Here is a 26,057-nt window from a genome sequence, read left to right on the forward strand (position 1 = left end):
AGCCCGACTTAAGTCGGGCTTTTTATTTGTACAAAAAATGAGTACATTGGTGTTGTGTATACTTTTTAATGAGTACAAAAATGAGCGTAGAACAACAAGAAATAGCCCAGTACGTGTGCTTGCAAGCGCCATTTAGCCTAATTGATAGCAGTGCATGTGAGTACTTTGTAAGTCATCTCGATATTATTTACCTCACTCGCGAAAACCAAGCGCAATGGCTACAAAGTGAAAGCCCACGGTTATTTTTAATTCGCTCAGGTTTATACGATCTAGTTGATGCTAAGGGCGATGTTGTAACGCGTTTAGCACAAGGAGATTATTTTGGTTTTCCATCGTTATTAACAGGTGAAGCGATTCAAAATAGGCTCGAAGTACAAAAAGAAGGCATAGTGTATATGCTCTCCCAAGTGCATTTCGATTTTTTGCGTCGAGAATACAAATCTTTTGAGCAATATTTTGTGCGTGCTCACGCCAATCGGTTATTGTCATCTCACTATAAAAGTAAAAACGATAGCTGGTCTGAGCGTAAAATATCAGAGTTGATGACGCGCACAGCCATTACACTTACGCCCGATGCTAGCATTAGACAAAGTGCTAAAAAAATGAAACAGCATGGCGTATCGTCAATTATGATAACGGAGCACTTACATTTAGTTGGCGTGGTGACCGACCGCGATTTGCGTAATCGCGTACTCGCTGATGAGGTCGATCCGCAAGATGCAGTCAGCAGTATTATGACCGCCAAACCCAAATTTATATTTGAAAATAATCGGGTGTTTTCAGCGCTACATTTAATGCTTAAATACAATATTCATCATTTACCCGTACTTGATGAAAACCATAATCCTATTGGTATGCTTACAAGTACCGACTTATTGCGCCAGCAAAAAAGCGACCCTGTACAACTTATAGGGCGTATCTATAAAGCGCACACAATTACCGATCTAAAACGCTATGCAAAAGAAATTCCCGAACTACTTCGCAGTTTTTCATACAATATTGACGACATATCGCTAATTGGTAAATTATTGAGCGGCTTAACCGATGCGCTTACATCTCGTCTGATTCATTTATTTCAAGAAGATCATGGCGCAGCGCCAACCAGCTTTAGTTTTATTTGTTTTGGCTCACAAGCACGCGAAGAGCAAACTCTACATTCAGATCAAGATAACGGCTTATTACTCCCTAACGACTTAACGAGCGAGCAGCAAGCTTACTTTAAAAGCATGGGAGAGTTTGTCTGCGAGCAACTTGTTGAATGCGGTATTAGACGTTGCCCTGGCAATATTATGGCAAGTAGCGATTTGTGCAGAATGAGTGTGAACGACTGGAGTGAGCGTTTTTTTAAATGGATAAAAAGCCCCACGCCTGATGCGATGCTTAACTGTAAGATATTTTTTGACTTACGATTTATTGAAGGTTCAAACGCCTTATATACCGCTTTTTGCGAGCAGCTAATTCGTATATCGCGTAACGACTTATTTTATGCTGCTATGGCAACTGACATTAGTAGTAACAGCGTACCTATTGGTTTATTTAATAAATTTAAAACCGAAAAAACCGATAAAAATAATAAATACATAGATTTAAAAAAACGCGGTGTCGTGATCATAAACGACATAGTGCGGTTATACGCTTTAAAAGCCGGTATTAGGCGTGCTAACACGCAAGAGCGGTTGGACGCGCTGTTAAAACATAAACTGATCAGCAAAGAAGATATATACAATCTAAAAGATTGCTGGCGATTTTTAACGCAGCTTCGCTTAAGTACGCAAATAAACGAAGAGGGCTTGCCGAGTAATTGCATTAATCCTAATAAATTAAACTCACTAGAGCGTCATCAGCTAAAAGAAGCGTTTTACCTTGTTAAGCAAGCGCAGCAAGCAGCCGCGTTTAAATTTGCTCGCGGCAGTTTGTAGAGCATGGTAAAACAACTACTTACTCGGTATTTAAAGCGCCGCAGGTTACTAGGCAAAAACGCCTTACATCAACGTTACTTAGTGATTGATTTAGAGCTTACCGGCCTTGATGCCAAACAGCATGAAATAGTGTCTGTAGCGTGGGTGGAAATAGATAATCAATGTATAAAAATGAGTGAGTCGCAGCACATTATCAATAAAGACGTTATAAGCCTAGAACAAAGCCCTGTTTATCACGGTATAAATGACGATGCGGTAGCAAAAGGGCAAAGTTTACACAGTATACTAACGCAACTAAGCAGCCACTTTAGTGATTGTATTTTAGTGTTTCATAATGCCATGCTCGATTGGGGCTTTTTAAAAATAGCCTTAAAAAATGCTAATATAACAACGCGGCCTAAACTGATACTCGACACCCTCCACATCGAGAAAAAGCGCTTACTCAACCAATCAACTGAAATAAAACAAGATGATTTAACCCTTAATGCCTGTCGTATACGTTATAAGTTACCAAGTTATCATTGTCATCATGCATTGACCGATGCACAAGCGACTGCCGAGTTACTGCTAGCCCAGTGCCATCAAATAAGTCGTGGTAAAGAGCTAAAAGTAGGCGAATTAACCTAGGTTGGTTTGAGCTAAAAACGTTGAACTATTGTAAGCAACTTAACTATGGCTAATTTTTTCATAACTTATTTATATAAAAGTCACACTGTGACAAAGCTATTACATTAACTTGCGCAGAGATAGATAAATATCATGAGCTAAAATGTTTAGAAATAGGCTCGGATGAAGATCATATTAATTTTTAGTTCGGTCGGCATAGTGATGAATTTATGTTCCTAAAGTACCTTACACTCATCTGCTTATATATGGGGTCTATTTAACGTTAAGAAAATCACGCTAGTATTAGGGCATGTTGACCTTTGGTGATTGAATTTACAGCAATGTGTTTGGTTTTTAGGCAAGGCAGAGCCTATGGTGTGTGGTTATTTCACATAAATAGGCGATAACGCAGCATAAATCCCAAACATGCGCTGTCCTTTGGGTTCTTTCTAGGGACGGTTAACTCTTTGTTGCCTACTACATGGATGTCATAGGTAAGATCTTAAGAAATTGAGCTTCAAATGAATGCTAACATTTTTATTAATAAGTTAAAAAGTATCCTAAGTGAAAAAAAACTGAACCGACTTGGTAAACAAGTCGCATTTACTAAAAGAGAAAGAAATATTACCGCACTTCATATGGTTGTTAGTCTTGTTGCTGCACTTGGGGATAAAAAAATGATCTATTTATCCGAAATATTAAGAGTTTATAATCAGCTAACAGGGCAGTCTATTAAGTATAAGCCTTTTCATAACCAGTTAGTTAAACCTGAACTAGCGGAACTAATGCGAGAGGTAACAAATAAAGTTTTTAATTGTTGGATAAATGATGCGCTTAAGTACACGAAAAAAGATTTGTTCAAGTTTGATAATATTTTAATTCAGGACGGTAGCTCTATTATGCTTCATCGTTCTTTAAAAGATGTTTTTCCTGGGCGATTTTCAAATACGTGTCCAGCAGCTATTGAATTGCATGCTACTTTAAATTTAACGCAAGGTTGCTTTGAAAAAGCAGGTATAACACCAGACAGTTACTCTGAACGTGAAGAACTTCCAACATTTAAAGAGCTGAAAGGACAGTTGTTACTTGCTGATAGAGGATATTATTCAGGTAGTTATATTCATGAATTAGATAAAGCAGGAGGGTTTTACGTATTAAGAGCGAAAGGATTAAAAGCAGTCAGAGTACATAATGCTTTTAAGCAAAATGGACAGGAATTAACAGGAAGTCATTCCCCAAAGTTATGTGAATTGCTCCCCGAATTACCTAAAAATGATCTTATTGATATGCATGTTAGCATAAAAAACAAGCTAACAAGAGTTGTTGGGTATTGGTCAAAAAAAGAAAAACAATATACATTTTTAGTCACTAATTTATCTATTGATGAATCTACAGCGACTGAAATAGGCAAATTATATAGGTTACGCTGGCAGGTTGAATTACTTTTTAAGGAGTGTAAGTCTTATAATAATTTACGCGGCTTTCAAACATCAAGCGCAACCTTACAAGAGGCGTTAGTTTATGTAAGTTTAATTGTAACCACGCTTAAAAGGTTCTTAACTGGCTGTATTGAAAAGATATTCAAAACCGAAATGTCTACAATGACAGTAGCAAAAACAACGGGTGTTTGGTGGATTAGCATATTAACAGCGATTATTAGGAAGCATAGGAAAGGATTGTTAAATGCAGTTAATGGAGCATTTGACTTTCTGAGGAAAAATGCAGCTAGGGCGCACCCCAAACGCGATCGAAAAACAGGAGTATTTCAATATGGGGTAGAGCCAAATTTTTAAGGCTGTACTTAATATTTTTCTTAAGTACCTACCTATGACATGGATGTGGGTAAGGGGTGTGAGCAGGACGCGGAAGCTTTGCTCGGTCTTACAGGGATGGAAGCCATTAGAGTAACGCAGGAGCAGTTACCGAGCCCACTCGATTACAAACCTCGCGCCGCGATTAAATCGCCCCTAGATTGAACAAATTTTAATCCACAAAGAACAACATGGCCAAGGCAAAAAAATTGTATCTAGTTGTTCTAAATAAAAAATTAACGACGTTATAGTGCAATTTAATTCGTTAAATTGCTCAAAGATTTATGCAGGTTGGTATTAAAGCTAAGGTAATAATTACAAGGGACTTCACTGTGAACATCAGCTGGTGATATTCTAAATAACCTGAACTCTGGATAATAAATCTATCTAGAGCAGCTATTTTCAGCGTTAGCTGCGTTGAATTTACTTGCAATAGGCCCGCTATTGACGCGTAAATTCGCCTTGTTTTCACTGAAAATCTCTGGCTAGAGAAAATAAATTTAAATATCATGATGATTCAATACGTTAGTAAATATCTTAACCAGAGTTCAGGTTAAATAATAATTCTCACTCACGACAAAGTGAATTCTACACATGTAGAAATGCCCGTCCCCAAGGTATTTACTTGTTAGAAATGTACCACTCTTATTACTTGACTGATCTTATAAAAAAACTAATATATTAATAAATTGAACTTAATTTGTTAACTTTTTAGAGGTATATGTTTTTTAAAGTAGTGCTTTCTATTAAAAATTTATCGAAGTTAATACTGCTTATTTGAAAGAGAAAAGTATGAAAAATAAAATTTTTAAATTTACAGCGTGTTTTTTAATATTTTTGACTCCAGCGGTTCAAGCTGGTGATGAAGTGAAGCATATTCCCGGCATTTTTATTGGCACTACACATTTTGACAGTGAAAGTGGGTTCACGTTTGGTGTTGAGTATGAATATAAACTCACCCAAGAATGGGGCGCTGGAGTGGTGTATGAGCGAACAAATGATGCGCATCATGGAGATGGAACTGCGGTTGCTTTAGCTTCACTTTATTATCATCCGACTAGAAATATTCGTTTAGGCGTTGGTTATGGTGAAGAGCGTATAGGCGGAGCACATCCTCATAATGAGGATTTATATCGTATTAGTTCAGCTTATGATTTCCATATTGGTGATTTTGGTATTGCACCAACGATAGCCGTTGATTTTATTGATGATGAAGAAGCAATTGTTATCGGTTTAGCTATTACTCGACCTTTTTAGCTTTATTTTGTAACAGTAAAGTTAGGTTTAAACCTAAAATATGAAGGGGTCTAAAATGTTAAACAAGTTATCTATTACACGTAAAATATACCTACTAGGAATATCCCAAATATTATTAATGATGGTAATTGGGATTGTATCTTTAACACAAATGAACAAAATTGGTATAGAGCTAGTTGATATAGCCGAGAGAGATATTCCGCTCAGCAACATGCTTACTATAATGTCTGAACACAAATTGGAACAAACGATATTTTTTCAGCGAGCTTTATTACACGCAAGTTTAGATCCTAATGACACCAATGAAAAAATTGAGAATAAACTCACGTCACTAACACAAAAAATTCAAAATGAATTTAATAAGTCAGAAAAATTTGTCACTGATTCTATTGATTATTTACACAGTGAAGAGGCAAAAGCTAGTTTTACTACGTTAGCGGATGACTTGAGGCTTTTAAATAAAGAATACCAAAATATTTCGATGAATATTAATGACGTTATAAAGTCCACTAAAACGCAATCCGTTGGCAGCTTGGATGATAAAATAAAGTTAATAGAGGTCGCAGAAGATAAATTTGAGGAAAAACTTGTAGCGTTACTCTCTCAGATCCAGCAGTTTACTTTAAACTCAGCTTTGCAAGCTGAAAATGATGAAAAGCAAGGTATTCACCTTATTCTTTATATATTTATATTCTCCGTTATTGTGGGTATCGTTTTATCATATATGATTAGCAGAGCAATCGCTTTGCCTGTGAATATGCTAAAAAATAGATTAGTTGAAATAGCCGATGGCGATGGTGATTTAACGTTAAAGCTTGATGAAAGTGCCGGCGATGAAACTGGCGATACAGCGAGAGCCTTCAACAAATTTTTATTAATGCTAAGAGAAACTATAAGTGAAGCTAATATACATTTATCGCAATTAGATGACTCATCAAAGTTTGCTGTAACTGTTATGCAAGAAACGCTAGTTAATGTTGAAAAGCAAAAAGCTGAAACAGAAATGGTTTCAACAGCAGTAGAAGAAATGAACTGCACGACTTTAGAAGTTGCGAGTAATACTCAGAATGCTTCAGATGTTACAGAAACAGTCAAAGAGCGTGTATTAAAGGGCAAGGCAGAAGCTTCTGAAGCAAAAGTTGTTATTCAGCGTTTAGCTAAAGAAATAGATGAAGCAAGTACCGTAATAGAGTGCCTTGTTACTGAAACAAATAATATCGGCAGTGTTTTAGATACAATACAAAGTATTGCTGAACAAACTAATTTGCTTGCTTTAAATGCCGCAATAGAAGCTGCTCGCGCAGGTGACACTGGTAGAGGCTTTGCTGTTGTTGCCGATGAAGTGAGGGCACTTGCTCAACGAACACAAGTGTCAACAGTTGATATACAAGGGCTCGTTACTCGCTTACAAAGTGAGGCAAAAAATGCGGTTGTTAGTATGAATAAAGGGATTAGTAGTGCTGACGAGTGTCTTAAAAAAAGTACCGAGACATCAGAAATATTTGCAAATTCAGCCATCGGAGTTAATGAAATTACTGACTTGAACTTGCAAATTGCTACTGCGGCAGAAGAACAATCTGCTGTTGTAAGCGAAATAAATCAGAATTTAATTAATATTACTGATATTGCAATAGAAACATCCACAGGCGCAAAAAACACGTCAGAAGCAAATGAAAGTATCGCCCGATATATTGCTAATTTAAGAATTAATTTAAATAAGTTTAAAGTTTAAAGTTTAAACTCCTAAGGGTTTATACAATCTGCATAAACCATTGAACAATTTAATGGATTTAATTACGGGCTAACGTTGTTAAAACTTTTTATATAATATAACTATGGATTGTTGAGTTTTCACATTAGAAGCCAAATTATTGAACACGCAAGTGCTAGGGCGTGTTGACCTTTGTAGATTGAAATTTGTTCAATCTAGGGGCGATTTAATCGTGGCGCGAGGTTTGTAACCTAGTGGGCTAAGTAAAAACCGAGCAACAAAGAGTTAATCGTCCCTAGAAAGAACCCAAAGGGCAGCGCATGTTTGGCATTTATGCTGCGTTATCGCCTATTTATGGGGAATAACCACACACCATAGGCTCTGCCTTGCCTAAATACCAAACAGTCTGCTGCAAAATTAATCACGGCGTGAGGTTTGTAATCGAGTGGGCTCGGTAGCTGCTTCTGCGTACTCTAATGGCTTACATCCTAGTAAGAATAAGTAACCTGAACTTTGAATAATAAATCTATCTCGAGCAGCTATTTTCAGCGCTAACTACGTTGAACTTACTTGCAATAGGCCAGCTATTGACGCGTAAGTTCGCCTTGTTTTCACTGAAAACCTCTGGCTAGAGAAAAATAAATTTAAATATCATTATGATTTAATATATTAGTAAATATTTTAACCAGAGCTCAGGTTAAGTAAAAACCGAGCAAAGTTTACACAGTATACTAACGCAATTAAGCAGCCACTTTAGTGATTGTATTTTAGTGTTTCATAATGCCATGCTCGATTGGGGCTTTTTAAAAATAGCCTTAAAAAATGCTAATATAACAACGCGGCCTAAACTGATACTCGACACCCTCCACATCGAGAAAAAGCGCTTACTCCATCATTCAACTGAAATAAAACAAGATGATTTAACCCTTAATGCCTGTCGTATACGTTATAAGTTACCAAGTTATCATTGTCATCATGCATTGACCGATGCACAAGCGACTGCCGAGTTACTGCTAGCCCAGTGCCATCAAATAAGTCGTGGTAAAGAGCTAAAAGTAGCCGAGTTGACGTAGGTTGGGTAGAGGACCGCGACACCCAACGATAAAATGCCTTATCGGTTAACATCGAGGTTTAATGATAAACGGTTTACTTTTATTGTCGCCTTTATGGTTATAGATACAGGGGGGGCTCATTATTTAACTAATTATCACTTCAAGGAATGAACATGAAACTCATTACCGCTATTTTTTTGACATTATTCCCACTCATCACTTTTGCTAATTCAAGCTTACCTGCTAATCGTCATATTGCAGTGCAAGGTACTGCTGAGATATTGGCAGTGCCTGATATGGCTAACATTTCTTTTGAAGTAATAAGCACTAAAGATACGTTGCTTGAGGCGAAACGTGACGTTGATAACCGAGTTAATTTGCTAATCAAAGGAGCAGATAAATATGGCATTGAGCAAGGCGATATTTTTATCTCTGGTTTAACAAGTCATATAAATAATATGATTGGTATAGAAACAGGTACCGTTTCAGGTGAAAGGTACCTAGCGCGAAAAAGAATTAAAGTAACGTTAAAAGAGATTGAAAGAACAGATGATTTTATTGAATTTGCACAAAGCGTAAAAATAAATAATGTTATGGAAATTGAAAGCTTATCTTCAAAAAGATCTAAATTAGAGGCAAAAGCAACACAAGCAGCAATAGATAACGCCAAAGCTAAGGGAAGCATACTTGCTGAAGCATTTGGCGCTAAACTTGGAAAAGTTTATAGTATTAATTCAACTGCTAATCATCAAAGATACCCTACAAATAACGTTAAGAGTTTTATTTTTTCAGGTTCGGGTGCTAACTCAAATCCATTTGAACAGGTGCGGTATGTGGATGAAACAATCATTTTTACATCATCAATAAGTGTAGTGTTTGATTTAGAAATAAAATAACAATGAGGACACACAATGGAATTAAACTATTTATATATTGGATTTGGTGTTATTGCGTTACTGAATGTAATAGTGAGTGTGTTTTTGGTAAAGCGAGATGACTTAGAAGTGTTTCAAAAAGCTGCTCAAATACTATTAGTATGGTTAATTCCGTTGTTTGCAGCAATTGGTTTATGGCTATTTTATCGTACGCAAGATAGGAGGGTAAACGTGCCTAAAGCTTTGGTGGAGGTGCAGGAGATAGCACAAATATTGGCGGTGGCTTTTGAACAAGCGTTAATATGTTGCTTAAACAAAGGGTTCTAATGGGCACTTTTTAAATGTTAATTCAAAGTTTCTAATGCTTCCCTCTTATAATCAGACCCAAGGTCGATTACAATACGGCCATCTAAAAGGTGTACTGCCTTTATCTGCACGTAACTAGAGTGGATTTTATATTTCATGGCAATCAAACTTGCAATTAATGGTTTTGGTCGTATTGGTCGAAATATTGTCCGCGCGTTATACGAGTCTGGTTTGAGCGACGATATAAAAATTGTTGCGATTAACGAACTTGCTGATCCTGAAGCTATTGCTCATTTATTAAAATACGACACATCTCACGGTCGTTTCTCTTTCCCTGTAAAACTTGGTGAAGACACCATTAGTGTGGCAGGTGATACCATTGCACTTTTTTGTGAAGAAAACCCTATTGAATTGCCTTGGCAAACGCTCGATGTAGATATTGTACTTGAATGTACAGGGGTTTATCACTCGCGTGAACACGCGCAGTTACATATTACCGCAGGCGCTAAAAAGGTATTGTTTTCGCATCCGGCCGATAACGATGTTGATGCCACGATTGTGTACGGTATCAACGACGATGAGCTTAAAAACGAGCATACTATTGTGTCTAACGGCTCGTGCACAACTAACTGTGTTGTGCCGGTTATTAAAGTGTTAGATGATGCATTTGGTATTGAGTCGGGCGCTATTACAACCATTCATGCATCGATGAACGATCAACAAGTGATTGATGGTTATCATCATGATTTACGCCGTACACGCGCTGCAAGTCAGTCTATTATTCCGGTAGATACAAAGCTTGCCCGTGGTATAGACCGCATATTACCTAAATTTAAAGGTCGCTTTGAAGCCATTGCTGTACGTGTGCCAACGATAAATGTAACAGCCATGGATTTGAGTGTAACGGTTAATGCTGATGTGGATTTAAATGCGGTAAATAACGCACTTAAAGCACAAGCGAAAGACCGCCTTGAAGGTATTTTAAGTTACACCGAAGAGCCACTTGTATCAGTTGATTTTAATCACGATCCACATTCTTGTATTATTGATGGCACGCAAACACGTGTTAGTCATAAACGACTGATAAAATTATTGGTGTGGTGTGATAATGAGTGGGGCTTTGCTAATCGTATGCTCGATACCGCGCGTGCGATGATGACAGTAAATAAGTAATTTGATGTATTAACATAATAACTTTAAACGTATTTTTCAGGTTCAGTATCGTTAACTAAGGAGATGTTCATGTCGGTCATAAAAATGGCAGATTTAGATTTAAACGGCAAACGCGTATTAATTCGTGAAGATTTAAATGTACCAGTTAAAGCAGGTAAAGTGACGTCAGATGCGCGTATTCGTGCAGCACTACCTACTATTAAATTAGCGCTTGAGATGGGTGCTAAAGTAATGGTTATGTCACACCTTGGCCGTCCTACGGAAGGGGAATATGATGAAGCGTTTTCGCTAGCACCTGTAGCTGATTACTTAAACGATGCCCTTGAGCAAACTGTACGCTTAGAAAAAGATTACCTAAACGGCGTTGATGTTGCTGATAACGAAGTCGTTGTGTTTGAAAACGTGCGCTTTAATAAAGGCGAGAAGAAAAACGACGAAGCGTTATCTAAACAACTAGCAGCGCTGTGTGATGTATACGTAATGGATGCATTTGGTACGGCTCATCGTGCACAAGCGTCTACCCATGGTGTTGGCTTATTTGCTGATGTTGCCTGTGCAGGTCCGTTATTATCAGCTGAACTTGAAGCATTAGGCAAAGCACTTGATAATCCAGCTCGCCCATTAGTAGCGATTGTAGGTGGCTCAAAGGTATCAACTAAGTTAACTGTTTTAGATTCACTTTCTAAAATTGTTGATCAGCTTGTAACCGGTGGTGGTATTGCTAATACTTTTATTGCAGCAGCAGGTCATCCTGTTGGTAAATCGCTTTATGAAGCCGATTTAATGGATGAAGCAAACCGTTTATGTGCAGCAGCTAAAGCAAACGATGGCGAAATTCCAGTACCTACAGATGTAGTGGTAGGTAATGAATTTTCTGACTCTGCAGTGGCTACGCTTAAAGATGTAAGCGAAGTAACAAGCGACGATATGATTTTTGATATTGGTCCTGATACAGCAAGCAAACTTGCAAAAATTATTGCAAATGCGGGCACGGTTGTATGGAATGGCCCTGTTGGTGTGTTTGAGTTTGATCAGTTTGGTAATGGCACACGTGCTATTGCACAAGCGATTGCTAACTCAAATGCATTTTCAATTGCTGGTGGTGGTGATACCTTAGCTGCGATTGATAAATACGGCATTAGCGACAAAATATCTTATATTTCTACCGGTGGTGGTGCGTTCTTAGAGTTTTTAGAAGGCAAAAAGCTGCCAGCAGTTGAAATGCTAGAATCTCGCGCTAAGTAATTTTAGTTGCGTAAGGTGAGGGTAATAACCCTCGCCGACAATTAATTATTAAATACCTCTCACCCTAATTTAATAGTTAATTTATACGGAATATTACTGCAAAGCAGTGGTTTTTCGTGGCGTTGTAATAACGCCAAACTAACAAATCCGTTCAAACTAGATAGTAGGGAACTACTATCGATAAATTGGAGAATACCCAATGGCTTTAATCAGTATGCGACAACTTTTAGATCATGCAGCAGAGCATGGTTACGGCGTACCTGCTTTTAACGTTAACAATCAAGAGCAAATGCGCGCAATAATGGAAGCGGCAGACAAAACAAACAGCCCAGTAATCGTGCAGGGATCAGCGGGCGCACGTGCTTATGCTGGTGCTCCATTTATTCGTCATATGATTTTAGCAGCCGTTGAAGAATGGCCACATATCCCCGTTGTTATGCACCAAGATCACGGCACATCGCCAGGTGTATGTCAGCGTTCAATTCAGCTTGGTTTTTCATCTGTAATGATGGATGGCTCGTTAATGAGCGACGGCAAAACTCCTTCAAGCTACGAATACAATGTAAACGTGACCCGCGAAACTGTTGCTATGGCGCATGCTTGTGGCGTATCGGTTGAAGGCGAGCTAGGTGTACTTGGTTCACTTGAAACGGGTGAAGCAGGCGAAGAAGATGGCGTTGGCGCAGAAGGTATTTTAACAACTGAGCAAATGCTAACAGATCCTGAAGAAGCGGCTGATTTTGTAAATAAAACACACGTTGATGCACTTGCAATTGCTTGTGGTACATCGCATGGTGCTTATAAATTTACGCGTCCACCAACCGATGATATTTTAGCAATTGATCGTATTAAAGCAATTCATGCACGTATTCCTAATACGCATTTAGTAATGCATGGTTCGTCTTCTGTTCCACAAGAATGGTTAGAAATAATTAACCAGTACGGTGGTGAAATTCCAGAAACGTATGGTGTACCAGTAGAGCAAATTGTTGAAGGTATTAAATTTGGTGTGCGTAAGGTCAATATTGATACCGACTTGCGTTTAGCATCTACCGGTGCAATTCGTCGTCATATGGCGTTAAACCCATCTAACTTCGATCCACGTAAATACCTAGCTGAAGCAACTAAAGCAATGACAGAGATTTGTGTTGCACGCTATAACTCGTTTGGTACCTCTGGTCAGGCAAGTAAAATTAAACCAATTTCACTCGATGAGATGCATCTTAAATACTTAAGCGGCGAGCTAGATCCTAAGATTAGATAATAGATCGTTGTTTATAACCGTTTAATTAAAAAAGCCAGTAACCTTGTTATTGGCTTTTTTAATATGTGATGATTGCGGTGAATAGATCACAGTATTACTGATACCAATCTGCATAAATCTTTGATCAATTTAATGAATTAAATTGCACTATAACGTCGTTAAAAATTTTTATTTAGAACAACTAGATACAAAAATTTTTGCCTAGTTCTAGCGTAATTTTCTTAACGTTAAATAGACCCCATATATAAGCAGATTGGTATAACGTATTTATTTGGGATCACCGGTTTACTAACAAAGCTATTTTTGGATCATTGCTTTACTAAGCCAATAGCACTTTGATGGGCTTTTAGACTCAAAAATAATCTGATTGTTATTTATTTGTACAAACAATCAACAACTTATAATTTTGACTAGGTACAACTCTGATCTGGAGGTGGATCTGCTTGGTAAAAATTTGATCCTTTACCTTTTGCTTAGTAAAAATTAGATCTATTAATGTACATTCTGATTGTTATATCAGCATATTTATAGGTTTTTAAATGACTATTTAGTTATTTAAAAAACATCGATCTATAAAAACAGCTTTGTTAGTAAAATAATGATCCCAATAAATTGGCTACCCAGATCAATAAATAAAATGATCTAAAAGTCTAAAAACTACATTTTGTAAATTTATCGTAAATCACTTTTTTACTGACTCAAATATTATAAAGATTTTAAGAATATGACGTTAATGAGTTTTTTTGTCACTATTTTGTGTTTTTTTTACCATCATTTTAATTTACACGTTACACTTTCATAAAAATGTCATACTTAGTCATAATAATGAAAACTAATTCGATAGCCTAAGAGATAAATTGGAATGTCACGTAAAGTACTAGTCGTAGATGACGAAGCTCCTATCAGGGAGATGTTAGTTTTTGTTTTAGAGCAAAATGGATTTCAAGCAATTGAAGCAGAAGATTACGACTCTGCTATTGCAGCCATGGTAGAGCCGTACCCAGATATGGTTTTACTTGATTGGATGTTACCTGGTGGTAGCGGTATTCAAATTGCTAAAAAGTTTAAGCAAAACGAACATACCCGCCAAATCCCAATTATTATGCTTACAGCCCGTGGCGAAGAAGAAGATAAAGTACGTGGCCTTGAAGTAGGTGCAGATGATTACGTTACCAAGCCGTTTTCGCCGAAAGAATTAATGGCGCGTATTAAAGCAGTTATTCGCCGTGTGTCACCAACCTCGCTAGAGGAAGCTATAGAAGTGCATGGCTTACGTTTAGACCCTATTTCGCATCGAGTTACCTCAGAAGGAAATGAACTTGATATGGGGCCAACTGAGTTTAGATTACTGCACTTTTTTATGACTCACCCAGAGCGTGTTTATAGCCGTGAACAACTACTTGATCATGTATGGGGCACTAATGTTTATGTAGAAGATCGAACGGTTGATGTGCATATTCGTCGGCTGCGTAAAGCAATTGGCCCGTTAGGGCATGATCGCTTGGTGCAAACTGTACGTGGCGCGGGCTATCGTTTTTCGAGTAAACTATAATATATTGAAAAAGAAACTTATTTGTAACGTACGTGTGTATTACTACTCTAAGGTAAAGTGAGTGTATGTATCGAGTTGTTAATAAGCAGGCGTTAGTAAAGCGTCTGTTTATCTATTTTTTACCCTTACTACTAATTGGTGTGCTAGTTGGCGCACCATTTTTGCTTTTATTTTTAGGATCTTTTTCCCTCCTTATTTGGCATTACCATCAACTATACCGTTTGAGCGATTGGCTTTTAAATCAGCGCAGTTTTAATCCGCCTGAAGGTGAAGGCGCGTGGGAACAAGTATTTGAAGGCATTTACCACCTGCAACATCGCAACCGTAAAAAACGTAATGAACTTGCCGATTTAATTCGTCGTTTTCGCGATGGAGCTGAAGCCGTACCCGATGCCGTTATCGTATTACAAAATGATTTAAGTATTGTCTGGTGCAACCAATTAGCGCTTAAAGTACTTGGTCTGCAGTGGCCAACCGATCATGGTCAACGGCTTGATAATTTAATTCGTGAGCCTAAGTTTGCTAAATACATGCACAAAGGTGAATTTGACGATGCTCTCGAACTTGATAACGGGCATGCTGTAGAACAAATACTTGAGTTTAGGGTTATGCCGTACGCAAGCACACAGCTTATGGTTGTGGTGCGTGATGTAACGAGGTTGAAGCAGCTAGAACAAATGCGTAAAGACTTTGTTGCCAATGTATCACATGAGCTACGTACACCGCTTACAGTCGTTACAGGCTATCTTGAGATGATGGATAGCGACATGATGCCGCCACCGGCTATGTGGGGTAAAGCGCAAAAAACCATGCTTGAGCAATGTAAACGCATGGACAGTTTAGTGAGTCAGTTATTATCGCTTTCGCGTATTGAGGGCGCACGCCGTCAAGATAACGATAAAGCGATTAATGTCCCTCTGTTACTTAGTTATATTAAAACCGAAGCGCAATCAATTAATCAGGATAAAGGCCACGAACTGATTTTTGATATAGATGACCGTTTAGATATTAAAGGTTCTGAGGATGAGCTACGTAGTGCGTTTTCTAATTTGGTATTTAATGCAATTCATTACACAAAACCTGGCGGTAAAGTAAACGTGTGCTGGCAACGTAAAAATGATCAGGCGTGTTTTACAGTAACCGACAATGGTGATGGTATCGCCGCAGAACATATTAACCGTTTAACTGAACGTTTTTATCGAGTAGATAAAGCACGTAGTAGAACAACGGGGGGGTCAGGCTTAGGCCTTGCAATTACAAAACACGTACTAACCCGCCATGATAGCCAGTTAAATATTACTAGCGAATTAGCTAAAGGGTCGTGTTTTTCTTTTTGTTTTTCAATAGATAAGATAGTTCCATTAGCTAAAGAAATAGCTTGATAAGTAAAGTCATAAAAGTGTCACTTAAGAGTAATCTAACTGTCATGTACTCACTTTAGAGTGGGCAACAGTTAGAAAATGGAACGAACAAACCGGAGAATCCACCATGAGATTTAAAAACTTAGTTGCCGCAATGGGTGTGGCTGTTACAACTTTCGTATCTGCACAAGCAGTTGCACTAGACAAAGATATCCCTGAGTACCAAAAAATTAGTGGTGTTTCAGGTAACTTTTCATCGGTAGGCTCTGACACTTTAGCCAACATGATGACGTTCTGGGCTGAAGAATATAAACGTATTTACCCAAATGTAAATATTCAAATTCAAGCCGCAGGTTCATCTACTGCACCACCTGCATTAACCGAAGGTACTGCTAACCTAGGTCCAATGAGCCGTGCAATGAAATCAAAAGAAATCGAAGCGTTTGAAAAACGTTACGGTTACAAACCAACAGCAGTTCGCGTAGCTATTGATGCACTTGCTGTTTACGTACACAAAGATAACCCAATTGAAGGTCTTCGTATTGACCAAGTAGATGCTATTTTCTCATCTACTCGTAAGTGTGGTGCTTCTGAGCAAGTAAATCGTTGGAGTGAAGTTGGTTTAACAGGTAACTGGGCAGCACGCGATATTCAACTTTATGGACGTAACTCGGTATCAGGTACATACGGTTACTTTAAGAAAAAAGCATTGTGTAAAGGTGATTTCCGTAACAATGTAAATGAGCAACCAGGTTCTGCATCAGTAGTACAATCAATTTCATCGTCACTAAATGCAATTGGTTATTCTGGTATTGGTTATAAAACATCGGGCGTACGTACAGTGCCACTTGCTAAAAAAGGCGATAACTTTGTTGATGCAACACTAGATAACGTTGCTCAAGGTAAGTATCCACTGTCTCGCTTTTTATATGTTTACGTGAACAAGCACCCAAATAAACCGCTATCACCTATGGAAGAACAATTTTTAAGAATGGTACTTTCAAAAGATGGTCAGCAAATTGTAGAAAAAGATGGGTATGTACCACTATCTGCAAAGTTAGTTAAAGTAGAGCTTAAAAAGCTTGGTTTAAACTAATACCAATTGCATTAAATTAGTGAGCTATTATAGCGATAAGAAAATAGCGCAATAACAAGGCTAAAATTATGATACATAGTTGTTCTATGTATCATAATTTTTAACGTAGTGAGTGAGTTATTTAATACGCTAGAATGATCATGTTTTTAATAAAATTGGTATAATAAACCATAAGTAATAAAAAACCACTCATTGAGCGGTTTTTTTGTGCCTAAAACTAAAAACTTTAGGGAATTAAATACTACCTAATTTTTCTGCCTGAGCTTTGCATTGGTTATAGCTTTCAACACATTTTCCTGAGCATACTTGCAGTTTTAAACCTTCGCCACTTGATTGCTGCTCGCAGGTGCTTTCGCACTGATAGTTTTGTTGAGCACATTGATTAAGTTCTGGATTTTCTATCTTATTTTGGCAACCGGCTAAAAATACAAAAGCTAGGGCGACTACGCTTGTTTTTATTAAAGTGTGCATGTTAATCCTTAAAAAGTGAGTCGCAATAATATTAAATTTCGACCTGTATGTTGTCGATCAATCTAACATTACCAAAATAGGCTGCGGCTAAAATAATAAACTTGGTATCTTTGAGTTTAGCAGTTTTTAATGTATCTCGTTGAGCTATCTCAAAATAATCTGGTTTTAAGCCAGCCTGTTCTAGGCTTTGTTTTGCTGCGTCTTCAAGCTGTACAAAGTCTTTTTTGCCGTTTTTTAACTGCTCAGCGCAATGTTTTAATGTGTTAAATAAAACCGTTGCAGTTTGTTTTTGCTCATCTGATAAGTAACCATTACGCGAACTCATAGCAAGGCCAGAAACTTCACGCATTGTAGGTACACCAATAATTTCTACCGGAATAGACAAGTCATGCGCCATCGTTTTAATTACTTGCAGTTGTTGAAAATCTTTTTCGCCAAAGCAGGCGTAATCAGGTTGAACTAAGTTAAATAACTTAGTAACAACCGTTGCAACACCTCTAAAGTGGCCTGGGCGTGAGCCACCGCAATAACCTAATGAAATACCCGGCACATCTACAAAGCTTTGCGCACCCAATCCATTTGGGTAGATTGTGTTTACACTTGGGGTAAATACAATATCAGTGCCTAGCTCTGCAAGGCCATGTTTATCTTCGTTGAGCGTTCGAGGGTAGTTGTCTAAATCTTCATTCGCGCCAAACTGCATCGGATTTACAAAAATACTAACAACCACTTTATCGGCCAGTGTTTTTGCTTTCTCTACTAGAGAATAATGCCCACGGTGCAAGTTACCCATAGTTGGCACAAGTGCCACGCTAAGACCAGCTTGGCGCCATGCCTTAATTTGACTACGTAACGATTTTATTTCAGTGATTGACTGCATTATTTAAACTCATGTTCAGCGCTAGGAAATGCGCCACTTTTAACGTCGGTACAATATTTTTGAACAGCTTGAGGCATATTGCCTGTTTCCAATAAAAAGTTTTTAGAAAATTTAGGAATATAGCCCGCTGAAATACCAACGAGATCATGCATTACCAATATTTGGCCATCAGTTAAGCTGCCTGCACCAATGCCAATAGTTGGGATGCTTAGTGCATCTGTAATACGCTTTGCGAGGGCGCTTGGAATGCATTCAAGTACTAATAATTGTGCGCCTGCGGCTTCGAGTGCTTTTGCATCATCAATTATTTTTTGTGCTTGAGCTGCTTCACGACCTTGTATTTTAAAACCACCAAATACATGAACAGACTGCGGTGTAAGGCCTAAATGGCCACACACAGGAATGCCTTGTTGCGTAAGCGTTTTAATACTCTCGTAAAGCCATTCTCCGCCTTCGAGCTTTATCATATTCGCGCCAGCACGCATTAGCTCAGCGGCATTTTTACACGTATCACTCACGCTTGAGTAGGTCATAAATGGCAAGTCTGCAATCACAAATAATTCACGACTACCCGCACGTACACAACGGGTGTGGTATGCAATATCTTGGTTGGTTACACCCAGGGTGTCATCGCCACCTTGCAGCACCATGCCTAGAGAGTCGCCTACTAAAATAACTTCAACGCCGTTATCATGAAATAACTTTGCAAAACTGGCGTCGTATGCCGTTAACGCAGTAATTTTGTTATTTTCTGCTTTCATTTTATTTAAAGTAGAAACGGTGATTTTAGACATAATATTCCTCGCAGGCATCAGCCTAAGTTAATTACAGAGGTAATTGCTGTAAGTCGTTGAGCGGTAAGTTATCTGCAATAGCTTGTAATGCAACACCGCTAGGTAAAATAAGTTCAGGTGCCAGCTCTAATAGTGGATACACTACAAACTCACGAACGTTTAAACCGTAATGTGGAACGGTTAAACGTTCGGTATTTATTACTCGATCGCCAAATAATAAGGTGTCTATATCAAGTGTGCGAGGGCCCCAACGCTCGGCTTTTCTAACACGGCCGTGCTCAAGTTCTATGCGTTGTGTTAAATCAAGGAGCTGTTCTGGTTCAAGGCTTGTTTTAATACACGCAACGGCATTTATGTAGTCGGGTTGATCTTGCGGGCCCATAGGTTTACTCGCATAGTAATGCGATACGCTCACAAACTCACAAAAAGACAATTGCTTGATTGCGGTTATCGCATTATCAAGTTGCTCTTTTGGTGAGTTTAAATTAGCACCTAAACCTAAATAAACACAGTGCATATTATTGCTCTGTTGGCTTTTTAGGTGCGCGGCGGCGAGGTCGTTTACGTGGTTTTGGACCCCCTTGATGACCTAGATTTTTAACCATGTCTTTTTGGCCATTTATATCTTGGCCCAGGTATTGTGTCCACCACTGTGCAAGCTCTGTATGCAGTGTTTCGCCTGCACTTACGCGTAATAATAAAAAGTCGTAAGCGGCTTTAAAGCGAGGTTGTTGCGTTAATCTGTAAGCTCGTTGACCAGCTCGCTTATCTAAACGATGCTGAATGTGCCAAATATCGCGCGCACCAAGTGTAAAGCGCTTTGGTACTGCAATATGTTGCGCACTTTCGCTTAGTACTTTGTTCATTGCCTGTGCAAAAGCATCGTACTCAAGTACCTGCTCTCGTTCTTGAATTTGTTTAGTGTGTTTTAATAACGGGAACCAAAGTAATGCAGCAAAGATAAATGCAGGCGTTACTTTTTTATCAGCAATGATACGTTTGTCGGTATTTTGGAACATTTGCTGAACTAACATATGTTCAAGACCATTAGGGTTCTGGTCTAAAATTTGATCAAGTTCCGGAAATAACGCTTTGAACAAGCCATATTTACGTAGCATTAAAAAGTTTGCTTCAGCTTTGCCGTTTAAAAACAGTTTTAGTACTTCTTCAAACAAACGCGCTGGCGGAATATTATCAAGTAAACTTGCTAATTCAGCGATAGGCTTTTCACTTTTTGGCGCGATACTCATGTCAAGTTTGGTCGCAAAGCGAACTGCACGTAACATGCGTACAGGGTCTTCACGGTAACGTGTTTCAGGATCGCCAATCAGTTCAATTTGTTTTGCTTTAATTGCAGCTAAACCGTTAGCGTAATCGTGAATACTAAAATCGTTAATAGAGTAATAAAGGGCATTGATAGAAAAATCACGACGCTCGGCGTCTTCTTCAATACTGCCAAATACGTTATCACGTAGTAATTGACCTTGATCGCTTGACTGGCTTATTTGGTTTTTATCTTCTGGCGCTTCGTGGTGTCCACGCATTGTCGCCACTTCAATAATTTCACGGCCAAATACAATATGTGCTAAACGAAAACGGCGGCCTATTAAGCGACAATTTCTAAATAGTTTTTTTACTTGATCTGGGGTGGCATTGGTAACAACATCAAAATCTTTTGGCTGCTGGCCTAACAATATATCGCGAATACAACCACCAACTAAGTAGGCATCGTAACCACCGTCTTTTAAACGATAAAGTACTTTGATTGCATTTGGGCTAAATTGTTTGCGAGAAATACCATGCTCACCACGAGTGATCACTAAAGGTTCGCTGCTTACAGAGGCGTTTTCGGCACTGGTATTTGGGCCGATTATTTGTCTGCAAAATTGAAAAAGCTTGGAAATAATAATCTGTCTCCTAGAAGGTGTTGATTGGCTCGCCATCGCAATCAAAATTACAGCAAGTAGTTGGTGTTATAACGCATCACTTGCTGTTTAACGTAAATAGCATATATTTAGGCGGCTATCATATACCAGCAGGGTTTAAAAATTAAGTTGATGTGTTGAAATTAAGCTGTTTTTAGCAATTTTTATTTACTTAATAGAGTAAATTGGATGACTTGGCTAGTTGGATGTTGAGAAATTTGTATTTCAGGCACGCGTGGAACTTGTTTTAAGCTAAATGTATCGACTCCCCAAGCCATGAGTTGCTCAATAGATAAATCCATTAAATTGGCATGAGTGGGCAGCCCTAAAAACTCAAATGCACTTATTAAGGCTGGTTTTGGGTTGCTTTTACTGATAGCTGGGGCATAGTTTTGTTTAGATAGTTTAAATCCAGGCTCTGCCACAGCTAACGGTAAATGGGCAAATTCAGGTATCGCTGCATTTAGCTGCTTAAACAAACTAATTTGCCGTGCTGTTGGCTCAATTAAATCGGCGCCTCTAACAACACGATTAATGCCTTGCTCAATATCATCAACAACCACAACAAGTTGATATGCAAATAAGCCATCGCTACGTTTAATTAAATAATCCTCATGGGCGAGGGCGGTATTAACGGTTATATCGCCTTGAATTAAATCATTAAATTGAGTCATTGCATGACACTGGGTTAAACGTAATGCACTCGAATCAATAGTGTTATTGAGCGATTTGCAATGACCTTGGTAAATTCCCCCAAGTGCTTTTATTTGTTTGCGGGTACAGTTGCAGCCGTAAACAAGTTGCTGCTTTAGGAGAGAGTCAACAATTTCTTGATAGAGAGTAAGGCGCTGCGTTTGATACACAACGGGTTCATCCCAGTACAGGGCATAGGCTTGTAAAGTATTAAGGATGTCGGTATCCGCGTTTTTTATAACGCGGGTGGTGTCTATATCTTCGATACGGACCAACCACTTACCTTTGTTTGCTTTAGCATCAAGGTAACTACCCACAGCCGCTACAAGTGAGCCAAAATGTAATGGCCCAGAAGGAGACGGTGCAAAACGACCGCGATATTTACGCATAGGCGCAGTAACGGCTGTAGGAGACATAACTAATTAATAGAGGTTAATTAGCTGCGTCCAGATTGCTTTTCTTTGATTTCAGCAAGCGTTTTACAGTCTACGCATAAATCGGCAGTTGGGCGCGCTTCTAAGCGGCGAATGCCAATTTCAATACCACAAGACTCACAAAAGCCAAAATCATCTTCTTTAATCAAATTAATTGTTTTTTCAATTTTTTTGATTAATTTACGTTCGCGGTCACGCGTTCTAAGTTCTAAAGAGAACTCTTCTTCTTGCGCTGCGCGGTCAACTGGGTCAGGAAAGTTGGCTGCTTCATCTTGCATGTGCGACTTAGTGCGATCAACTTCATTGCGAAGATCGTTACGCCAAGTTTCTAAAATCGTTCTAAAATGAGCACGTTGTGCATCATTCATGTACTCTTCACCTGGTTTTTCTTGGTATGGTTCTAAACCGGCTTGAGCCAATAAACCATGTTTCTTTTGGTCTGGCATAATTCTCTCCTAAATCCTTAATTTAATGCCTCAGCATTAGCCGGCGGTATAAATAACAGAATCTTATACCCTAGGCAAATTTATTTTTAATTAATCGAATTAGCTTCAACCATGTTTACTGATCAAAAAGTGTATTAATCGTTTATTTACACTTTTATTCATTCATGTATTCGCTTTTTAAAACTTGCCTAGTTATGTGGGCAAAAACTTTAAAAACAAGTTAATTATTATAATTACTATGTTTAATCTTATCGATTATTCTACAAATGCGATTTTTTTATGAAGTAAAACATCATGAGCTGAAATTGCTGCTTTGTATGCTAGTACTTCAACACCAGCCGTTATTGCTTGGCTTAATAGCTTGGCATACTTTTCATCAATATGTGCGGCCGCACTTACTGTATTTATTCCTTCATGCAAAACGGCAAACAGTAATACGGCGCGATGACCTTGTTCGACCACCTCTATGAGCTCACGTAGGTGTTTTTGTCCGCGCAGTGTTTGTGCATCGGGAAAATAACCTTGCCCGCTGTTTGGGTTGTTTTGGCTCAGCAAGGTGACAGACTTCACTTCTACATAGCAGTTAGGTTTATTGTTGCTTGTAAGCAAAAAGTCGATACGGCTGTTTTCATTGCCATATTTTACTTCACTTTGTAATTGTTCGTAGTCGGTGAGCTCACTTATCACGTTATTGTTTATTGCTTCTTCGACTACTTTATTAGCCATTGCTGTGTTTACACAAATAAGTTGCGTTAAATTATTTTGCGTAAGCTCTAATGAATGTGGGTATTTTCGTTTAGCGTTGTCGCTTGTTGAATAAAAAGCCGTAAAACCTGGATCTGCACATCCGGTCATTTTACCTGTATTAGCGCAATGGGCGGTAAATTCTGAGCCGTCACTTAGTTGTAAATCAGCTAAAAAACGTTTGTAGCGCTTTAACAAGGTGGCAGGTTGCAGAGTTGGCGTGTACTTCATGATAACTTCCAAAGCGTAAATACTGCACAGCAGTGTGGTTTATGTTATTTATCTCAAGCTGTTGGGAACTTAAGCGCTCTATAGTAAACTCGGTGGCACATTTAAGTGCAAAGGTATTCTAACATGAGTGAAAAATTTGTTGTTCAACTAAGCGAGCAGTCTGCACCAAGCCATTGGGGCGATAATGCATCGTTATCTTTTAACGAGCGCGGTGCAACGGTGCATTTGTCTGAACAAGAAACATTAAAAAATGTTCAAAAAGCAGGTCGTACTATTGCAAGCCAAGGCGTTAAAAACGTTGAATTAGCAGGCGATACTTGGTGTACAGAGAGCCAATGGGCTTTTTATCAAGGTTTTGTAACACCAAAATCATTAAACGGTGTTGAGTTTGTTGATAACACACAATCAGATATTAAAGAACTTGCTCATTTAAAAACGTCAGCAATTTGGGCGCGTGAAATGGTTAACGGCACTGCCGATGACATTTATCCAGAAAGCCTTGCAGAAAAAGCGGCTGAGTTTATTCAATCATTAGCGCCTGAACATGTAAGTTACCAAATTATTAAAGGCGATGCCTTACTAGAACAACAATGGATTGGTATTCATGCTGTTGGCCGTGGCAGTGTACGCCCACCAGTATTGCTTGAGCTTGATTACAACCCAACAGGCGACGAAAATGCACCAGTAAGTGCAGCACTTGTTGGTAAAGGTATTACGTTTGACTCAGGTGGTTACTCAATTAAATCAAGCGAAGGTATGCTTGGTATGAAATGCGACATGGGCGGCGCAGCAACAGTAACTGCAGGTTTAGCATTAGCTATTAACCGTGGTATAGAAAAGCGTATTAAACTGTTTTTATGTTGTGCTGAGAACTTAATTTCGGGTCATGCATACAAATTAGGTGACATTCTTACTTATAAAAATGGCACGACTGTTGAAATTGTAAACACTGATGCAGAAGGGCGTTTAGTACTTGCGGATGGCCTAATGGCTGCTGGTGAGACTGGCGCTCCACTTATTATTGATGCAGCAACACTGACTGGTGCAGCGCTGGTTGCTGTTGGTCAAGAGTACAATGCATTATTTTCACTTGATAAAGAGCTTGCACGCGAAGTTGAAGGTTTTGCATCTCAAGAAATGGAAGCGGCTTGGCCATTACCTCTTGAAAAATGGCATCAGCAAAACTGCCCATCTCCTTATGCTGACACGGCGAATAGCCGTGCACAAAAAGGTGGCGGTTACGGCGGCGCTTCAAATGCGGCAGGCTTTTTGTCACGCTTTGTGCCAAACGACGGCAAAGGCTGGGTACATATAGATTTAGCCGCTGCATTTAACATGGGCAGCACAAGTCAATGGGCAGCAGGGGCAACAACTCAAGGTATGCGTACGGTTGCGCGAACTTTACTAGAAAAAGCATAGTATTTATTAAATTATGCATTTTATACCTTAAATAGGCACTAACAGGTGCCTATTTTTTTGTGTGTGGAGCAAGCAATTTTATTTCATTTGCGGTAAAATCCGTCGCCAACACCTGTTTGAGTTTAATTTTTGCTTAACTCTAAGCTGCGCTCAAGCGTTATATCCACCACTGGGGTTTCTAATTATGTCAGATAAGTGCTACATCACAGCTCAACAGCTGCTTGAAGATTCGTTCCGCGTAGCGGCACAAGTATACCAAGATGGCTTTCGTCCTGATTTTATTATTGGTATTTGGCGAGGTGGTGCACCAATCGGTATTGCTGTTCAAGAATATTACGATTACAAAGGTATTGAGACTGACCATATTGCGGTACGTACATCGTCTTATTACGGTATTGGTAAGCAATCAAAAGAAATTAAAGTACATGGCTTACATTATATTGTAGAAAACGCGAATGCTGGCGACTCACTTTTAATTGTTGATGATGTATTTGATTCAGGTCGAAGTATTGTTGCATTAAAAGAAAAGCTTTCAGAACTTATGCGCTTGAACTTACCACGCGACATTCGTATTGCGTGCCCATACTACAAGCCAAAAAATTCAAAAGTAGACACTGTACCAGATTATTATATTCATGAGTCTGAAGAGTGGTTAGTGTTTCCGCATGAGCTATCGGGTTTAACACCGGATGAAATTATTGAAGGTAAATCTGATCTTGCGAAAATTCATGACATTTTGCTAGAGAAGTAATTAGCAATTTGTATAAATAAAAAAAGGCCGTCAAGGCCTTT

The 26,057-nt window shown here is 38.7% G+C and carries 23 protein-coding genes and 1 pseudogene; 16 read left to right on the forward strand and 8 right to left on the reverse strand.

Translation table 11 applies throughout. The features are described 5' to 3' along the window. Positions 1–80 precede the first annotated feature (80 nt). From PALI_RS05340 to PALI_RS05405, 14 genes and pseudogenes are all read left to right on the forward strand, one after another. On the forward strand, positions 81–1,919 hold the full coding sequence (locus PALI_RS05340) for a DUF294 nucleotidyltransferase-like domain-containing protein (RefSeq protein ID WP_193155144.1): 1,839 nt from the start codon (positions 81–83) through the stop codon (positions 1,917–1,919). Positions 1,920–1,922: 3 nt separating this feature from the next. Next, a complete protein-coding gene (locus PALI_RS05345) occupies positions 1,923–2,546 on the forward strand; it encodes a 3'-5' exonuclease (RefSeq protein WP_193155145.1) in 624 nt (207 codons plus the stop codon). A 500-nt stretch (positions 2,547–3,046) separates the two neighbouring features. Then, positions 3,047–4,318 carry an IS4 family transposase gene (locus PALI_RS05350; RefSeq protein WP_193155146.1) on the forward strand — a complete coding sequence of 424 codons (1,272 nt, stop codon included), beginning with the start codon at positions 3,047–3,049 and terminating at the stop codon, positions 4,316–4,318. Between the two features lie 810 nt (positions 4,319–5,128). After that, on the forward strand, positions 5,129–5,593 hold the full coding sequence (locus tag PALI_RS05355; RefSeq protein WP_193155148.1) for a hypothetical protein: 465 nt from the start codon (positions 5,129–5,131) through the stop codon (positions 5,591–5,593). A 55-nt stretch (positions 5,594–5,648) separates the two neighbouring features. Continuing rightward, on the forward strand, positions 5,649–7,325 hold the full coding sequence (locus tag PALI_RS05360; protein WP_226894498.1) for a methyl-accepting chemotaxis protein: 1,677 nt from the start codon (positions 5,649–5,651) through the stop codon (positions 7,323–7,325). A 692-nt stretch (positions 7,326–8,017) separates the two neighbouring features. Next, positions 8,018–8,377, forward strand: a pseudogene (locus PALI_RS05365) (3'-5' exonuclease); the annotation flags it as partial. Positions 8,378–8,529: 152 nt separating this feature from the next. Next, on the forward strand, positions 8,530–9,252 hold the full coding sequence (locus tag PALI_RS05370; RefSeq protein WP_193155149.1) for an SIMPL domain-containing protein: 723 nt from the start codon (positions 8,530–8,532) through the stop codon (positions 9,250–9,252). A 15-nt stretch (positions 9,253–9,267) separates the two neighbouring features. Then, complete coding sequence (locus PALI_RS05375) at positions 9,268–9,558, forward strand: hypothetical protein (protein WP_226894499.1); 291 nt, start codon at positions 9,268–9,270, stop codon at positions 9,556–9,558. A 135-nt stretch (positions 9,559–9,693) separates the two neighbouring features. Continuing rightward, a complete protein-coding gene (gene epd / locus PALI_RS05380; protein WP_138584953.1) occupies positions 9,694–10,710 on the forward strand; it encodes an erythrose-4-phosphate dehydrogenase in 1,017 nt (338 codons plus the stop codon). A 69-nt stretch (positions 10,711–10,779) separates the two neighbouring features. Further along, positions 10,780–11,955: a phosphoglycerate kinase gene (locus PALI_RS05385; RefSeq protein WP_077535831.1), complete on the forward strand. Its 1,176-nt coding sequence runs from the start codon at positions 10,780–10,782 to the stop codon at positions 11,953–11,955. Between the two features lie 199 nt (positions 11,956–12,154). Then, positions 12,155–13,219, forward strand: a complete 1,065-nt coding sequence (gene fba, locus PALI_RS05390) for a class II fructose-bisphosphate aldolase (protein ID WP_182701777.1) — start codon at positions 12,155–12,157, stop codon at positions 13,217–13,219. 862 nt (positions 13,220–14,081) lie between these two features. Continuing rightward, entirely contained in the window at positions 14,082–14,771 is a 690-nt protein-coding gene (gene phoB / locus PALI_RS05395; protein ID WP_006791869.1) for a phosphate regulon transcriptional regulator PhoB, read from the forward strand. A gap of 65 nt (positions 14,772–14,836) precedes the next feature. After that, the gene (phoR, locus tag PALI_RS05400; RefSeq protein WP_193155151.1) at positions 14,837–16,153 is read left to right on the forward strand and encodes a phosphate regulon sensor histidine kinase PhoR; all 1,317 of its coding nucleotides are present in this window, start codon (positions 14,837–14,839) and stop codon (positions 16,151–16,153) included. A gap of 106 nt (positions 16,154–16,259) precedes the next feature. Next, positions 16,260–17,228, forward strand: a complete 969-nt coding sequence (locus PALI_RS05405; protein WP_138584298.1) for a PstS family phosphate ABC transporter substrate-binding protein — start codon at positions 16,260–16,262, stop codon at positions 17,226–17,228. A gap of 234 nt (positions 17,229–17,462) precedes the next feature. On the opposite strand, the gene PALI_RS05410 is transcribed toward PALI_RS05405, so the two are convergent. The 8 genes from PALI_RS05410 to sfsA form a co-directional block, all read right to left on the reverse strand. Further along, entirely contained in the window at positions 17,463–17,699 is a 237-nt protein-coding gene (locus PALI_RS05410) for a hypothetical protein (protein ID WP_193155154.1), read from the reverse strand. A gap of 31 nt (positions 17,700–17,730) precedes the next feature. Beyond that, on the reverse strand, positions 17,731–18,579 hold the full coding sequence (gene panC, locus PALI_RS05415) for a pantoate--beta-alanine ligase (protein WP_193155155.1): 849 nt from the start codon (positions 18,577–18,579) through the stop codon (positions 17,731–17,733). Continuing rightward, on the reverse strand, positions 18,579–19,373 hold the full coding sequence (panB, locus tag PALI_RS05420; protein WP_193155157.1) for a 3-methyl-2-oxobutanoate hydroxymethyltransferase: 795 nt from the start codon (positions 19,371–19,373) through the stop codon (positions 18,579–18,581). The genes panC and panB overlap by 1 nt, the downstream gene beginning before the upstream one ends. 31 nt (positions 19,374–19,404) lie before the next feature. Continuing rightward, positions 19,405–19,890, reverse strand: a complete 486-nt coding sequence (gene folK / locus PALI_RS05425; protein ID WP_077535824.1) for a 2-amino-4-hydroxy-6-hydroxymethyldihydropteridine diphosphokinase — start codon at positions 19,888–19,890, stop codon at positions 19,405–19,407. Between the two features lies 1 nt (position 19,891). Beyond that, positions 19,892–21,316: a polynucleotide adenylyltransferase PcnB gene (gene pcnB / locus PALI_RS05430; RefSeq protein ID WP_193155158.1), complete on the reverse strand. Its 1,425-nt coding sequence runs from the start codon at positions 21,314–21,316 to the stop codon at positions 19,892–19,894. Between the two features lie 146 nt (positions 21,317–21,462). Next, positions 21,463–22,407: a tRNA glutamyl-Q(34) synthetase GluQRS gene (gluQRS, locus tag PALI_RS05435; RefSeq protein WP_138584017.1), complete on the reverse strand. Its 945-nt coding sequence runs from the start codon at positions 22,405–22,407 to the stop codon at positions 21,463–21,465. Between the two features lie 20 nt (positions 22,408–22,427). Then, complete coding sequence (gene dksA, locus PALI_RS05440; protein WP_077535821.1) at positions 22,428–22,871, reverse strand: RNA polymerase-binding protein DksA; 444 nt, start codon at positions 22,869–22,871, stop codon at positions 22,428–22,430. 255 nt (positions 22,872–23,126) lie between these two features. Next, positions 23,127–23,846 carry a DNA/RNA nuclease SfsA gene (sfsA, locus tag PALI_RS05445; protein ID WP_138584018.1) on the reverse strand — a complete coding sequence of 240 codons (720 nt, stop codon included), beginning with the start codon at positions 23,844–23,846 and terminating at the stop codon, positions 23,127–23,129. 123 nt (positions 23,847–23,969) lie between these two features. Between sfsA and pepB the strand changes: the two genes are divergently transcribed. Continuing rightward, a complete protein-coding gene (pepB, locus tag PALI_RS05450) occupies positions 23,970–25,265 on the forward strand; it encodes an aminopeptidase PepB (protein WP_193155159.1) in 1,296 nt (431 codons plus the stop codon). A gap of 184 nt (positions 25,266–25,449) precedes the next feature. Then, entirely contained in the window at positions 25,450–26,016 is a 567-nt protein-coding gene (locus PALI_RS05455; protein ID WP_077535818.1) for a phosphoribosyltransferase, read from the forward strand. The last annotated feature ends 41 nt before the right edge of the window (positions 26,017–26,057 follow it).

Source organism: Pseudoalteromonas aliena SW19 (genome assembly GCF_014905615.1).
GTDB lineage: Bacteria > Pseudomonadota > Gammaproteobacteria > Enterobacterales > Alteromonadaceae > Pseudoalteromonas > Pseudoalteromonas aliena.

Bases quoted from the DNA above. Each gene is read 5' to 3' on its own strand.
- PALI_RS05340 (WP_193155144.1), top strand. From the start codon at position 81: ATGAGCGTAGAACAACAAGAAATAGCCCAGTACGTGTGCTTGCAAGCG.
- PALI_RS05345 (WP_193155145.1), top strand. From the start codon at position 1,923: ATGGTAAAACAACTACTTACTCGGTATTTAAAGCGCCGCAGGTTACTA.
- PALI_RS05350 (WP_193155146.1), top strand. From the start codon at position 3,047: ATGAATGCTAACATTTTTATTAATAAGTTAAAAAGTATCCTAAGTGAA.
- PALI_RS05355 (WP_193155148.1), top strand. From the start codon at position 5,129: ATGAAAAATAAAATTTTTAAATTTACAGCGTGTTTTTTAATATTTTTG.
- PALI_RS05360 (WP_226894498.1), top strand. From the start codon at position 5,649: ATGTTAAACAAGTTATCTATTACACGTAAAATATACCTACTAGGAATA.
- PALI_RS05370 (WP_193155149.1), top strand. From the start codon at position 8,530: ATGAAACTCATTACCGCTATTTTTTTGACATTATTCCCACTCATCACT.
- PALI_RS05375 (WP_226894499.1), top strand. From the start codon at position 9,268: ATGGAATTAAACTATTTATATATTGGATTTGGTGTTATTGCGTTACTG.
- epd (WP_138584953.1), top strand. From the start codon at position 9,694: ATGGCAATCAAACTTGCAATTAATGGTTTTGGTCGTATTGGTCGAAAT.
- PALI_RS05385 (WP_077535831.1), top strand. From the start codon at position 10,780: ATGTCGGTCATAAAAATGGCAGATTTAGATTTAAACGGCAAACGCGTA.
- fba (WP_182701777.1), top strand. From the start codon at position 12,155: ATGGCTTTAATCAGTATGCGACAACTTTTAGATCATGCAGCAGAGCAT.
- phoB (WP_006791869.1), top strand. From the start codon at position 14,082: ATGTCACGTAAAGTACTAGTCGTAGATGACGAAGCTCCTATCAGGGAG.
- phoR (WP_193155151.1), top strand. From the start codon at position 14,837: ATGTATCGAGTTGTTAATAAGCAGGCGTTAGTAAAGCGTCTGTTTATC.
- PALI_RS05405 (WP_138584298.1), top strand. From the start codon at position 16,260: ATGAGATTTAAAAACTTAGTTGCCGCAATGGGTGTGGCTGTTACAACT.
- PALI_RS05410 (WP_193155154.1), bottom strand. From the start codon at position 17,699: ATGCACACTTTAATAAAAACAAGCGTAGTCGCCCTAGCTTTTGTATTT.
- panC (WP_193155155.1), bottom strand. From the start codon at position 18,579: ATGCAGTCAATCACTGAAATAAAATCGTTACGTAGTCAAATTAAGGCA.
- panB (WP_193155157.1), bottom strand. From the start codon at position 19,373: ATGTCTAAAATCACCGTTTCTACTTTAAATAAAATGAAAGCAGAAAAT.
- folK (WP_077535824.1), bottom strand. From the start codon at position 19,890: ATGCACTGTGTTTATTTAGGTTTAGGTGCTAATTTAAACTCACCAAAA.
- pcnB (WP_193155158.1), bottom strand. From the start codon at position 21,316: ATGGCGAGCCAATCAACACCTTCTAGGAGACAGATTATTATTTCCAAG.
- gluQRS (WP_138584017.1), bottom strand. From the start codon at position 22,407: ATGTCTCCTACAGCCGTTACTGCGCCTATGCGTAAATATCGCGGTCGT.
- dksA (WP_077535821.1), bottom strand. From the start codon at position 22,871: ATGCCAGACCAAAAGAAACATGGTTTATTGGCTCAAGCCGGTTTAGAA.
- sfsA (WP_138584018.1), bottom strand. From the start codon at position 23,846: ATGAAGTACACGCCAACTCTGCAACCTGCCACCTTGTTAAAGCGCTAC.
- pepB (WP_193155159.1), top strand. From the start codon at position 23,970: ATGAGTGAAAAATTTGTTGTTCAACTAAGCGAGCAGTCTGCACCAAGC.
- PALI_RS05455 (WP_077535818.1), top strand. From the start codon at position 25,450: ATGTCAGATAAGTGCTACATCACAGCTCAACAGCTGCTTGAAGATTCG.